The 13,490-nt window shown below is 54.6% G+C and carries 11 protein-coding genes; 7 read left to right on the forward strand and 4 right to left on the reverse strand.

The window, feature by feature from the left end; translation table 11 throughout:
• Positions 1–334 precede the first annotated feature (334 nt).
• Positions 335–970 carry a TetR/AcrR family transcriptional regulator gene (locus ACTJJ1_RS21485; RefSeq protein ID WP_004951666.1) on the reverse strand — a complete coding sequence of 212 codons (636 nt, stop codon included), beginning with the start codon at positions 968–970 and terminating at the stop codon, positions 335–337.
• 317 nt (positions 971–1,287) lie between these two features.
• On the opposite strand from ACTJJ1_RS21485, the gene ACTJJ1_RS21490 reads away from it, so the two are divergent.
• The gene (locus ACTJJ1_RS21490) at positions 1,288–2,505 is read left to right on the forward strand and encodes a Tm-1-like ATP-binding domain-containing protein (protein ID WP_062792997.1); all 1,218 of its coding nucleotides are present in this window, start codon (positions 1,288–1,290) and stop codon (positions 2,503–2,505) included.
• 12 nt (positions 2,506–2,517) lie between these two features.
• Complete coding sequence (locus tag ACTJJ1_RS21495; protein ID WP_004951670.1) at positions 2,518–3,351, forward strand: phosphoenolpyruvate hydrolase family protein; 834 nt, start codon at positions 2,518–2,520, stop codon at positions 3,349–3,351.
• Between the two features lie 128 nt (positions 3,352–3,479).
• Here ACTJJ1_RS21495 and spy read toward each other — a convergent pair whose 3' ends face one another.
• Positions 3,480–3,977, reverse strand: coding sequence for an ATP-independent periplasmic protein-refolding chaperone Spy (gene spy, locus ACTJJ1_RS21500; RefSeq protein ID WP_004951675.1), 498 nt, complete (start codon positions 3,975–3,977; stop codon positions 3,480–3,482).
• 556 nt (positions 3,978–4,533) lie between these two features.
• Between spy and pdeR the strand changes: the two genes are divergently transcribed.
• Positions 4,534–6,528, forward strand: coding sequence for a cyclic di-GMP phosphodiesterase (pdeR, locus tag ACTJJ1_RS21505; protein WP_004951678.1), 1,995 nt, complete (start codon positions 4,534–4,536; stop codon positions 6,526–6,528).
• A 16-nt stretch (positions 6,529–6,544) separates the two neighbouring features.
• Here pdeR and ACTJJ1_RS21510 read toward each other — a convergent pair whose 3' ends face one another.
• On the reverse strand, positions 6,545–7,411 hold the full coding sequence (locus tag ACTJJ1_RS21510; RefSeq protein WP_006328758.1) for a crotonase/enoyl-CoA hydratase family protein: 867 nt from the start codon (positions 7,409–7,411) through the stop codon (positions 6,545–6,547).
• 93 nt (positions 7,412–7,504) lie between these two features.
• Between ACTJJ1_RS21510 and ACTJJ1_RS21515 the strand changes: the two genes are divergently transcribed.
• From ACTJJ1_RS21515 to ACTJJ1_RS21530, 4 genes are all read left to right on the forward strand, one after another.
• Complete coding sequence (locus ACTJJ1_RS21515) at positions 7,505–7,714, forward strand: hypothetical protein (RefSeq protein WP_006328760.1); 210 nt, start codon at positions 7,505–7,507, stop codon at positions 7,712–7,714.
• A 160-nt stretch (positions 7,715–7,874) separates the two neighbouring features.
• Entirely contained in the window at positions 7,875–8,894 is a 1,020-nt protein-coding gene (gene yhjD, locus ACTJJ1_RS21520) for an inner membrane protein YhjD (RefSeq protein ID WP_006328769.1), read from the forward strand.
• 328 nt (positions 8,895–9,222) lie between these two features.
• Complete coding sequence (locus tag ACTJJ1_RS21525) at positions 9,223–10,545, forward strand: MFS transporter (RefSeq protein ID WP_004951686.1); 1,323 nt, start codon at positions 9,223–9,225, stop codon at positions 10,543–10,545.
• Between the two features lie 99 nt (positions 10,546–10,644).
• On the forward strand, positions 10,645–11,406 hold the full coding sequence (locus ACTJJ1_RS21530; RefSeq protein WP_440835220.1) for a CDP-diacylglycerol diphosphatase: 762 nt from the start codon (positions 10,645–10,647) through the stop codon (positions 11,404–11,406).
• A 28-nt stretch (positions 11,407–11,434) separates the two neighbouring features.
• Here ACTJJ1_RS21530 and ACTJJ1_RS21535 read toward each other — a convergent pair whose 3' ends face one another.
• Positions 11,435–13,468 (reverse strand): AsmA family protein, encoded by a 2,034-nt coding sequence (locus ACTJJ1_RS21535; protein ID WP_440835222.1) that lies wholly within the window; start codon positions 13,466–13,468, stop codon positions 11,435–11,437.
• Between the last annotated feature and the right edge of the window lie 22 nt (positions 13,469–13,490).

Here is a 13,490-nt window from a genome sequence, read left to right on the forward strand (position 1 = left end):
TAAATAAAGCACAACAATCTCAAGCACGCCTAATGGGTCAATAGCGAGGACGCCCGATTGGGACCGATAAACGTTATGGCAAGGAGAGGGGATGCATAAGGATTTCAAATGACCATAAATGGCCGGAGAGAGCGTTTTAATTGCGGTGGATAAAAATATAATCCAATGATAAACATGAATAATATAAAAACAAAAAGGCCAAGGGTTATTTCCCCTTAGGCCTATTAAAAATAGCTTTCCGCCCCCTCTTATCACTTTAAGTTATAAGAATTGCCGATATTTACTCAGTGAAATGTGCTGGTTTTGACAGAGAAGAACGTTGAAAATTGGATTATCATGCTAACGGTTTTCTGCTGTTCATCGCATCTTCTTCGGCCTGCCGAATAATGGCCTTCGCCATCCACTGCGTCACATCCTGAATGCCGCCGAGATCCAAACCCCAAATATCTTTCAGTACCAGAAAAACTTCCGAACCATAAATCAGTGAAAAAGAATGAATCACCCTCTGTAACGCCTCTGGCGGCAGTTTATCCTGTAACGGTTCTACCGCCAGCTTCAGCAGACGTTTGCGGTTGCCGCGTACCAGCTTTTCTATCGGTTTAATGGTACTGGAACGCGCCTCGGCCCATTGCTGGAGCGAAAGTTGCAATGCGGCACGCAAAGCACCTTCATGTTGCTCCATCTGTGGATAAGCAAAACTCAGCAACTGTTGAATGCGCGCCCGAGCGTCATTGTCCGTTGGTTGCCACTCCAGAATAGGCCCCAAACTCTCCGCAACCACGGCAGCGACTAACGCACTCTGCGTAGGAAAATAGCGATAAGCCGTAGCACGCGAAACCTGCGCATGCAGGGCCAGTTCGGTAATTGAGGGAAAAGTCCCACCGTCAAACAACACCATCGCACTGTCAAGTAACAGCTTGCGGGTTCTTGCTCGAGTATGGGTCAGATTTGGGGATACATTTAATGGCACGGCGACCTCTTTCACCAAGATAACGCTTGCCAGAACAATAGCTCGGGCGAATAAACACCACTGTAACAAACTTGGCTAACGCTGCGCCACGCAGGAAAAGGCGTTAATTTTTCCTTTCTTTCATCATATGAGACGTCAATCTCATTTTTGTGCGCAAACCTCTTGCACAAATGATACAGCCGTCTCATTATGATGATGAATTCACCGACTACGCTCAGTAACATTAGTCAACACCAGGGATTCAATTGAGTTAACTTATTAAATTATAATTAATATAGCGTGGCGGCCATCCGAACCTATCATTCAGGAACAGGCTAATGAACAATAATCAGGGGATGATCTATATTGCGACAACGGCGGATACGAAAGGGCGAGAATTGGCCTATGTCCGCAGCCTTATCGCCGATATCGGGTTACCCACGCTAACCATTGATTTATCCACCCATCACCTTCCGGCCCGCTACCCTGCCGATATTTCCGCCGCCACCGTCGCCAGCTACCACCCAGAAGGCGAAAACGCGGTATTCTGCGGGGATCGCGGTAAAGCGATTGCCGCCATGTCCATCGCTTTTGAGCGGTTTATGCTTTCACGTCAGGATGTTGCAGCCTTACTTGGCCTCGGCGGTTCCGGCGGTACTGCATTGATTACACCCGCCATGCAGCAATTACCCATTGGCTTGCCAAAGCTAATGGTTTCGACCATGGCATCCGGTGATACCTCCAGCTATGTTGGTGCAAGTGATATTGGCATGTTGTATTCGGTTACAGACGTAGCCGGTCTCAACCGCATTTCCCGTATCGTTTTAGGAAATGCCGCCCATCAAATCGCCGGCGCCGTTCGCTTTGCCACTCCGGCAGATACCGACAGTAAACCTGCCGTTGGGCTCACCATGTTTGGTGTCACTACTCCTTGCATTCAGGAGGTGACAGCCGCAATTGAAAAGGAATGGGATTGTCTGGTATTCCATGCAACCGGCAGCGGCGGCAGGGCGATGGAAAAGCTGGTTTATAGCCACCTGTTAAATGGCGTATTCGATTTAACTACTACTGAAGTCTGCGACTACCTGTTTGGTGGCGTGTTGGCCTGTAACGAAGATCGCTTCAATGCGATAGCCCATACCGGCATTCCTTGTGTCATGTCTTGCGGTGCCCTCGATATGATTAACTTTGGCCACCCAGACACCATCCCCGCTCGTTATGCTGAGCGTCAGTTCTATAACCATAATGCCCAAGTGACTCTGATGCGGACTACGCCAGAAGAAAATGCCCAAATGGGTCGTTGGATTGGTGAAAAGCTGAATACATGTACCGGGGAGGTTCGCTTCCTGATCCCTGAAGGTGGCGTTTCCGCTCTCGATGCCCCTGGGCAAGCATTCTGGGATCCCGAAGCTTTGGCAGCCTTCGTCAACGCGCTGGAAATGACATGGCGACCCACGGAAAAACACCGTCTGATCAGAACCCCTTATAACATCAACGATCCCCGCTTTGCCGACATCGCCGTGCAACAGTTTAGGGAGATATCTCGTACTTATTGATTGGAGTTAAAAATGGCCAAACATACCCGACAGGAGCTACTTACTAAATTCAGGGAAATGATTGCCCGCCGTGAACCTATCATTGGCGGAGGTGCCGGCACCGGGCTCTCAGCCAAATGCGAAGAGGCCGGCGGCATCGATCTGATTGTCATTTATAACTCGGGCCGCTATCGCATGGCGGGTCGAGGCTCCCTGGCAGGTTTGCTGGCCTATGGCAACGCAAACGAAATCGTCATGGATATGGCCAAAGAAGTCTTGCCCGTGGTCAAACACACTCCTGTTTTGGCTGGAGTTAATGGTACGGATCCTTTCTGCCATTTTGACAAGTTTCTTGATGAGATTAAGAACACGGGCTTCGCCGGGGTGCAGAACTTTCCAACGGTGGGTCTTATTGACGGCAACTTCCGCGCCAATCTGGAGGAAACCGGTATGGGATATGCGCTGGAGGTGGACATGATTCGTCTGGCGCATGAAAAAGATCTGCTGACCACACCTTATGTTTTCAATGCACAAGATGCGGTAGCGATGACTGAGGCAGGTGCCGATATCATAGTGCCGCACATGGGGCTGACTACCGGCGGCAGCATTGGCGCAGAAACGGCTCTGACCCTGGCCGATTGCGTCTCGCTGATTAACGATTGGGCCCAGGCTGCCAAACGGATCCGCGAAGACGTGATCGTCCTTTGTCACGGAGGTCCAATAGCCACGCCTGAAGATGCCTCATATATCATGCGGCGCTGTCCTTTGGTGGATGGCTTCTACGGTGCCAGCTCCATGGAGCGTCTGCCTACGGAACTAGCGTTAACCGAAACCACTCGTCAATTTAAAAAAATTAACCGGGATTGACAGGAAACTCACTCACTCGCACGCAATACCAAGGGAAACCCGTTGTTTAACGGGAAGGTAAGTTGAAGTGAGATAAGCAAAAGGGCCAGATGAATAATCTGGCCCTTTTTATTTACCCCATGACGCTATTACTGTTCGGTCGTCATTTTCGATTTCATTTTATTCATGTGGTCCATCATTTTCTGTTCGCGTTTCTGATAATTCTCATTGTATTGTTTTTTCTGCTCAGGGGTCAGCAGGTTATACATTTTATTTTCCGCTTTGGCGCGTTCCAACATATGTTCGGACTGCGCTTTGCTGATGGCATCAATTTGGGATTTCGCTTTTGCTTCATCGAAGCTGTCGCTAGCCACCAGGTTGTGCAACGCCTGACGCTCCTCTTTTACGCCCGCACCGCGATTCTGATGTGATTCTTTCATGATGTCGCGCATTTGCTGGCGCTGCTGTTCAGTCAGGTTCAGGCCGGCAAACGGCCCGCCTTTACCTTCGCCTTTATGGTGCATCATTTTCATCGGGGCGGCATCCGCAGCAGTTGCCGGCGCCGCCGTGGTGTCCGCAGCGAAGGCCATGGAAGCAGAACCCAGCGCCAGAGTAGAAGCTACAAATAAAGCGGTCAGTTTACGCATAATCATTTCCTTAAAATTATTCTTCATCAGGAGCGCTGTACGTGAACAGGCTCTTCTTTCGTTCGTCGGGGATAATAGTAGGCCGTTAAACATAGAGTAATGCGATGCTGTGTAAATTTTTTAAAACCCAAAACAGGTTTATTCGACAACTTTGAATAAATTATGGAGATAGTGTCTAGGGTCCGGAAATTTTGATTGCCTGAGAAAATTAAAATTCACCTCAATGGGGTTATTCCTGCCGCCCGCCGCCTTTATTATAATTTAGCCTCATCCAGTACAACCGCCCTTCAACAATATGGCGGTATCCAATGCGCAAAAATCGTACGAATGTCCCTTGATTGAAGATTTTTCTCTTACACTCAAAGCAACCGGCAACAGTGGGACATTTACACAGCAAAACTAATTATTGCTTATATAATAGTTTCATCACCCATGCCCGCCCGTGAAAAACGTGTTATATGATGGAGATACGTGCACTGCGGCCGCTACCGAGCCTGAAAACTGCGGCTACGCTCATTGCGGAAACCTGGCTGTCGTGCCCTTTTGAGGAATCATCATGTTCGCAGACCAAGGTCCTATGCTCCTGAACGCCCACTTTGGCACCGGCAGCCCCTACTGGCGGCTGGCATTCGACAGCAATGCCCTGGAGCTGTCCGCAGTCAAAGGCAAAGCCCATATGGCCGTGGCGCTCAGCGCCATACAGGCGGCAAAAATACGGCGTCTGAGCGGCATTACCGCCAGCCTGGATATCTCTATTTCGCTGGTCGGCGAGCCGATACATTTGCATCTGGTGGGCCGCCGGATCAACAAACTGGAATGGGCCGGCACCGCCTCCGCTTTCAGCGACACCAAGTCGGTCGCCCGTGACCTGGTGCATGGGCTTTCCTTTGCCGAGCAGGTGGTATCCGAAGCCAATTCGGTGATCGTGATTGTCGATCAGCATGGCCGCATCCAACGCTTCAACCGTTTGAGCGAAGAATACACCGGCCTGCATGAACATGATGTCATTGGCAAAAACGTCTTTCAGCTGTTTATGAGCCCGGAAGAAGCGGCGGCCTCGCGGCGAAATATCGCCGGTTTTTTCCGTAATGGTTCGTCCTACGAGGTGGAACGTTGGGTCAAAACGGTAAAAGGCGAGCGGCTGTTTTTGTTCCGCAACAAATTCGTCCACAGCGGTAGCGGGAAAAACGAAGTCTTCCTGATTTGTTCCGGTACGGACATCACCGAAGAACGCCGCGCCCAGGAACGCCTGCGGGTGCTGGCCAATACCGATATCATCACCGGCCTGCCCAACCGCAACGCCATTCAGGACAAAATCATCCAGGCTATCGCGGAACGCGGTGACAGCAACGTTGGGCTGGTGTACCTCGATCTCGATAATTTCAAAAAGGTGAACGACGCCTACGGGCATATGTTCGGCGACCGTTTGCTGGTTGAAGTATCGCTGGCGGTGCTCGGCTGTCTGGAGCCCGATCAGGTTCTGGCCCGTCTTGGGGGCGATGAATTCCTGGTGCTGGCCCAACAGGCCGAACGCGAGATGCTGCAACAGCTGGCCCAGCGTATTATCGACCGATTGAAAACGCCCTTCCGCATCGGCCTTATCGAAGTCTATACCGGTTGTTCGATTGGCATCGCGCTGTGCCCGGAACACGGTAACGATCTCGACGGCCTGATCCGCAGCGCCGACACCGCCATGTACGTCGCCAAAGAGCGCGGCAAACGCACCTTTACCGTATTCTCGCCGGAAATGAACAAACGCGTCGCCGAATATATGTGGCTGGACACCAACCTGCGCAAGGGTCTGGAACAGAATCAACTGGTGGTTTATTACCAACCGAAAATCGATGCGCTCAGCGGCATGGTGCACAGCGTGGAAGCCCTGGTACGTTGGGACTCGCCCGAACGCGGTCTGATCCCGCCGTTACAGTTTATCTCTTACGCTGAAGAATCCGGGCTGATAGGCCCGCTCGGCCGATGGGTGCTGCAGACTGCGGCCAAACAGGCCGCCCAGTGGCAACAGCAAGGGCTGGCGCTGCGGGTCGCCGTAAATCTTTCCGCACGGCAGTTGGTCGATGATTCCATCGTGGAAGATCTTATCAACGTGTTGCAGCACAACAAGTTGACGCCGTGCCTGCTGGACTTCGAACTGACGGAAAGCAGCCTGATTGAGGATGAGAGACGCGCACGCGCGGTCATCACCCGGCTGCGTGAACTGGGCGCGCAAGTTCATCTCGATGATTTCGGCACCGGGTACTCCTCGCTGGCGCAGCTGGCGCGTATCCCGCTGGATGCCATTAAGTTGGATAAAAGCTTTGTGCGCGGCGTGAATTTCAATCCGGTTTCGCAATCGCTGGTGCGCGCCATCGTCGCGGCGGCCGAGGCGCTGAAATTCCGGGTGATCGCCGAAGGCGTTGAGACAGAAAGCGAGAACAGGTTCCTGGATGAGGTTGGCGTGGACGAGAAACAGGGGTTCCTGTTTGCGCGGCCAATGCTCCCGGAACAGCTGGAACATTGGCTGCGGTCTTATTGCCCGTCACCCCCCTCAGCGTGATGCGGGCAGGTTTGCATTAGCCGGCACGGCGCAGGTTCAGCGTATGACGATCCTGCAGCATAACCAAACGTTCAATATAGGCGCGGTCTTTCTCCTCGATAGTGAAAGCCGAATGTACCCAATCTTCGGTGATATCCATCAACTCCGAACGCGTAAGCTGCAATACCCTCTGGCGAGCGCGCAGCATGGCGCGCATGCCGTTCAGCTTGGGCCGGATGGTATCGATAAAGGTACGGGTGGCTATATAGGCGTCACCGGGCTGGAAAAGTTGATCGACCAGGCCGCGGCTTTCAAACCATTCGGCGGTGTGCGACTCGCCGCTCCAGATAAGCTCCTCGGCCAAGCGCATGCCCGCTTTGCGCGCCACCAGTGAATAACCGCCCATGCCGGGGAACAGATTGAAGGCAATTTCCGGGAAGCCCATGCGCGCATTGTTCTGCGCCAGAACGAAATGGTGCGCCAGCGCCGCTTCAAACCCCCCGCCCAGCGCGCTGCCCTCCACCATCGCAATGCTGACCGCTCCGGTATCGAACCCGCGCGCCGCCGCGTGCACACAATCAATGCAGGCGCGCGCGTAAGCCATCATCGCTTCACGTTTGCGGTTTTTAATCGCTTCGGCAAAGAATTGCAGATCGCCGCCGACGTTGAACATGTTCGGCACCAGCGAACCGGTCACCCAAAAATCAAACTGCAGCGACGACTCCTTCGCCGCCTGCGCCAACGTCATGATGTCCTCGATCAGCGCCTGATTGAAGCAAGGCCGCGGCTCGGCGCGCAGCAGCATCCACATGATGTGCCGCTCTTCCTCATAGTAGGCGGAAATCTGTGTCAAAGTGCCCGCTTCGGTGAACGGACGACAGGTGGGATGATTTAGTAATTTCATATGGCCTTCCATTTTCTCTATTGATAACAGTTGAAACCGTTCCAGCCCCTACGGCTGCAGCAACGCTGCGGTTGAACCCCGCAGCGCCACCTCATGAGTAAACGCTTTCTTGGTGATGAAATAGATAAAAATTGGCGGTCGGCGAATGAAAAAGGCCGCGCTGGCAGCGCGGTTGATATGAGAATTTTACCTATCGGCGAGCAAGAAGATTTCACCCGGCAGGGCAACGCGATAAGCTCACAAATTGCTCGCTTGCCGCCCCGACGGCCAATCGGCGGGCATTTTGGCTATAATCAAGGCTGAGACAGCCTCTACCCTAAATAATTCGAGTTGCAGGAAGGCGGCAACTGAACGAATCCCGGCGAGCTTACTTCAGTAAGTGATTCGGGTAAGTGAAGGCAGCCAACGCACATGCAAGTTGAAGTATGACGGGTATATTTATCGTTAAGGAAATCGTGACGTAATGCCTACAGGATCAGATAAAGAACCCCGTCAGCCCCACAGTGAAACGCCGCAAAAACCCCTGATCGGTATCAAAACCGGCCACGGAAAAATTGACCGGCACATTTCCGGTTTCTCACGGCTGGTCGAGCGCATCCAGGCCTGGCCCAGCATCGCTCATCTGCTGCGCGCCACCGAGCGCTTTAACGATCGTCTGGGCAGCCAATTCGGTGCCGCCATCACCTATTTTTCGTTTCTCTCGCTGATTCCGATTCTGATGGTGTCGTTCGCCGCCGTCGGCTTCGTGCTGGCGTCCAATCCTGACCTGCTGGCCGGGTTGATCAATAAAATTGTCGGCAGCATCAGCGATCCTACGCTGGCCAGCACGCTGAAAAATACCGTTAATACCGCCATTCAGCAGCGCACTACGGTGGGGCTGACAGGCCTGGCGCTGGCGCTGTATTCGGGGATCAGTTGGATGGGCAATCTGCGCGAGGCGATCCGGGCGCAGTCGCGTGACGTGTGGGAGCGTAATCCGCAGGATCAGGAAAAGCTCTATTTCAAATATACCCGCGACTTTATCTCGCTAACCGGCCTGGTGGTGGCGCTGATCATTACCCTGACGCTAACCTCCATCGCCGGTTCGGCACAGGCGGCCATCGTCAGCGCATTGGGTCTGGAAGGCATAGAATGGCTGCGCCCGGCGATGACGCTGATTGCGTTGTCGATCTCCATTCTCGCCAACTACCTGCTGTTCCTGTGGATCTTCTGGATGCTGCCACGCCATAAGCCAAAGAAAAAGGCGTTGCTGCGCGGGACGCTGCTCGCCGCCATCGGCTTCGAAGTGATTAAGTTTGTGATGACCATGACGCTGCCGCAGGTGGCAAAATCCCCTTCCGGCGCCGCCTTTGGCTCGGTGATTGGGTTGATGGCGTTCTTCTATTTCTTTGCCCGCCTGACGCTGTTCTGCGCCGCCTGGATAGCCACCGCGCAGTATAAAGAAGATAAAACCCTGCCGACGTCCGAGCAGCCTGCCCCCTGAAGCAATGCAATCATACCAGCCATCATTCGATGGCCGGTGTTTTATTCTGAGATAACACTAAAAACCCAGCACACACCACCAAAACCAAACCTTTCGCTGTCTCAAAACCAGCATAACAAACTACCGGCTAACTTTTCTTTACGATTTTTACAGCAATTAAATCTGTATATTATTCATTTTGCAACGTTAAAACCTAAAGGGAGTTACAGTACTGAAACATTAAGCTTTTTAACCGGTTAATGACGGTATTGTACAAAGTTTCATCATTGAAAAGGCATTTTGCTATGACTAAGATGGATTTTTACAAATTCAAAAAATAAGAAACACTATGCAAGCATCCATCGCACCAACTCTGGACGCCGACGAGGCGTCAACACCGGTAAACTCACGCGGAAAAGTGATTGTCGCCTCGCTGGTCGGTACCGCCATCGAGTTTTTCGATTTCTATATTTACGCCACCGCCGCAGTGATCGTCTTCCCGCATATCTTCTTCCCGCAGGGCGACCCGACCACGGCCACGTTGCAATCGCTGGCCACTTTCGCCGTCGCCTTTATTGCACGCCCGATTGGTTCGGCGCTGTTCGGTCACTTCGGCGATCGCGTGGGCCGCAAGGTGACGCTGGTCGCCTCGCTGCTCACCATGGGAATTTCTACCGTGCTGATCGGCCTGCTGCCGAGCTACGACACCATTGGCATCTTTGCGCCGCTCCTGCTGGCGCTGGCGCGTTTTGGCCAAGGGCTTGGTCTGGGCGGTGAATGGGGCGGCGCGGCTTTGCTGGCTACCGAGAATGCTCCTGCCAGAAAGCGCGCGCTGTACGGTTCGTTCCCGCAATTGGGTGCGCCTATCGGCTTCTTCTTCGCCAACGGGACCTTCCTGCTGCTCTCCTGGCTGCTGACAGACCAACAGTTTATGGAATGGGGCTGGCGCGTGCCGTTTATCCTGTCCGCAGCTCTGGTGCTGATCGGCCTGTATGTCCGCGTATCGCTGCATGAAACCCCGGTATTCGCCAAGGTGGCGAAAGCCGGCAAACAGGTAAAAATCCCGCTCGGCACCCTGCTGAGCAAGCATTGGAAGGCGACCATACTCGGTACCTTCATCATGCTGGCGACCTATACCCTGTTCTACCTGATGACGGTTTACTCGATGACCTACGGCACCACGGCGCAGCCGCTGGGGTTAGGCTACTCACGCAATACCTTCCTGTGGATGCTGATGGTGGCGGTAATCGGTTTTGGCGTGATGGTGCCGATTGCCGGCCTGTTGGCGGATGCCTTTGGCCGCCGCAAGACCATGATCGTCATTACCCTGCTGATGATCGCTTTCGCCTTCCTGTTCCCAAGCCTGTTGGGCTCCGGCAATCAGGTGCTGGTGATGGGCTTCCTGCTGTGCGGTCTGAGCATCATGGGCCTGACCTTCGGCCCTATGGGGGCGCTGCTGCCGGAGCTGTTCCCGACCGAAGTGCGTTATACCGGCGCGTCGTTCTCCTACAACGTGGCGTCAATCCTCGGGGCCGCCGTGGCGCCTTATATCGCCACCTGGCTGGCAACCCACTACGGTCTGTTCTACGTCGGTCTGTATCTGGCAGCGATGGCCAGCCTCACGCTGATCGCCTTGCTGCTGATGAAAGAGACCCGGGATATGTCGCTGTAACCCTTGTTTTGCGGCCCCCCGGCGGGGCCGCACTTCCCGCTTTGTCTCCTGTCATAAATTCGGACTATGCTGTGCGCTCCTCCCGTTGAACGGAAATCGATGATGTCTCTGCGCCGCAGGCTGTATTGGTACCTTGTTCCCCTGATCGTTGCCGCCCTTGCATTGGGTGCCTGGTTCGGGCTGAAATCATCCCATCCGGACGCGCTTTGGCGCATCGTCAGCCAACAGTGCTTGCCCAACCAGCAGGCGCACAATAACCCGGCGCCCTGCGCACAGGTTGACACACAGGCCGGTTTTGTCGTGTTTAAGGATCGCAACGGGCCGCTGCAATATCTGTTGATGCCAAGCGCTAAAATTACCGGTATTGAAAGCCCGACGGTGCTGGAAGCCACCACCCCAAACTTCTTTGTGCAAGCCTGGGCGGCGCGCCATTTTATGGCAGATAAATATGGCAAAGAGATAGATGACGCTGATATTTCGCTGGCGATTAATTCCGAGTATGGCCGCAGCCAGAATCAGCTGCACATTCATATTTCCTGCCTGCTACCGGCGGTAAAAACGCAGTTGGCGCAGTTTGCGGCGGATTACACCGAGCAATGGCAACCGCTGCCCGGTGGCCTGCTGGGTCATGATTATCTGGTGCGCCGGGTCGCGCCTGACGAATTGGCCAGACAAGGTGCATTCCGCCTGCTGGCCGAGGGCATCCCACGCGCCAATGGCCGCATGGGCAGCTTTGGCTTGGCGATGACCGCACTCCCAGGTGGCGACTTCCTGCTGCTGGCCACCGAACGCAGCCTGCTGCCCTTTACTCTGGCCTCGGCGGAAGAAATTCAGGATCACGACTGCCGGGTGCTGAATTAAAGATGGCCCGCTTGACGGGCCATAGAGATCATTTCTTTTGCTTCATCTTTTGCAGGATTTGCCCGCATTGGTTTTCATCGCCGCCTTCGCTCGGGGAAACCAACGCCAGCAAGGCTGCCGCCGGCGTCAGCACCACGCCCAGCGCCACCGCAGCCGCACCGCGCGCAATCAGCGGGCCGGCTTTAACGCCGGCATCCGGGTTCTTGAAGGTCCCTTTCACATACAAGGGTGAACGCAGCGTCAGCACACGCATCCCCTTGCTTTCCGGATCGATGGACAAATCCAGCCGCTCGCTGGCCAAATTGGCGTTGCCGCTGATATTGATAATGGCGTTCTCGGTGTCAAACACGAACAACCGCGGCGCGGCGACGCCATTGCGAATACCGACATCCGCCGCCGCACAGTTGATGCCCACGACGTCGTCACCAAACAGCTTCGCGACCAGATAATTGCCCACATTCAGACCGAGGATCTCCATCAGTCCGCGGCTGATCACGCCGTTGTTAACCACCATGCGCAGTTCGCCGCTGCTGGTTGCCAACAGATCGGCCACCGAATTACCGCTGCCGGTCAGTTTGGCATCCCCGTTCATCTGCCCCAGGCTGCGCTTCATCGACGCCACGTTCGGCAGAAGTTGCTGAAGCTGGAATTTACGCGCATGCATATCCACCCGGCCCTGCATCGGGTTTTTACCGCCGTCCAGACGAAGGGTGGCGTTGAGGTTGCCGCCGGCCACGCCGAATCGCAACGGATCCATCAGGATCACGCCGTTATCCAACTGCAAATGGGTAGAGAGATCGCTCAGCGGCAGCGAATTGCCGCGCTCGATGCGTTTCGCGGTAAATTTCACGTCCGCATCCATCAGGTTCCAGCTTTTGGTGTCAAATTTCTCAACCGGTAACACCTTGTCGGCAGGCTGACGGCTCTTCTCCCCACGACCGGCTTTTTCCGTATTGGAATCCGCACCAATCAACGGCGCCAAATCGGCCAGGCGCAGCTGTTTCGACAGCACTTCACCGCTCAGTTTGGGCCGCGGCTTACTGGCGACATATTTCAAATTGCCGTGGATATCGCTGTCGCCGATTTTGCCGTCGAACTTCTGGTACTGGAACACCGCGCCGCCTTTCTCGTGCAACCGGGCGGTCAGGTGCCCATCGGTAGAGTACGGCGGGGTATTCGGCAGCAAAACACCAGTCAGGCCATACAGATTGCCCAGGCTATCGCCGGATAATTTTACCCGCAGATCCAACCCGCCCAGGTTCATCGGATCGGACAGCGTGCCGGCCACTACCACCCGGGCTGCGCCGGAGCGCACGTCGGCTTGCAGCGGGAAAGGCACCTCGGCATTCTGCAGCGACAGCATGCCGCCCATCTTGCCGCTGCCCGACAGCGGCTCGCCGTTGTATTTGCCTTTCACCTTCCAGCCAAAAACATAGTCGGGGGTGATCGCACTGCCGGCGTCTTTTTTTCCTGTGACCTCGCTGAACGGCAGCGGCTTGCCAAGCGGGTCAATCAGCGCACGGAAATCTGCCTTCAGCGTGGCGTCTTTAACATCAATCTGACCGCGATCGAAGACGACGTCATGAATATTCACCGACCAGTCGGACGTCGGTTGTTTGGGATCGCCGGCCAGGTTGAAGGTCCAGTTATTGTCGCCGTTCGCCAGCCGTTGCAAGGTGGCGTTCGGCTGTTTCAGCCAGATACGCGGAATCAACACCTCTTTGCCGAGCAGCGCCAGCGGCGCGATGCTGGCATCGACGCGTTGCAGTTGGACCATGCTATCGCCGGGAATATTTTTGGGATTGCCCAGCACAATATCTTCGGCATGAATGTGCGGCCACGGCACCCAGGCACGCCAGCCCCCCTCATCTTTCTCACGCGCCCAGTCCACGCCCAGCTCGCCGCGGATCGCAAACGGCCGCTGCAACTCGGCAGACACCTTGTCATTGATGGTCGGTTTAAGGCGGTTCCAGTCGAAGGTCATCACAAAGATCACCAGCGCGGCAATCACCAGCAGCACGATGCCGCCAACCCAGCTGAAAGCTTTTCCCGTTCTTGTCATATCGGCTCCCTGAACACGGTAA

The organism is Serratia sp. 22264 (assembly GCF_052045345.1).
Taxonomy (GTDB): domain Bacteria; phylum Pseudomonadota; class Gammaproteobacteria; order Enterobacterales; family Enterobacteriaceae; genus Serratia; species Serratia plymuthica.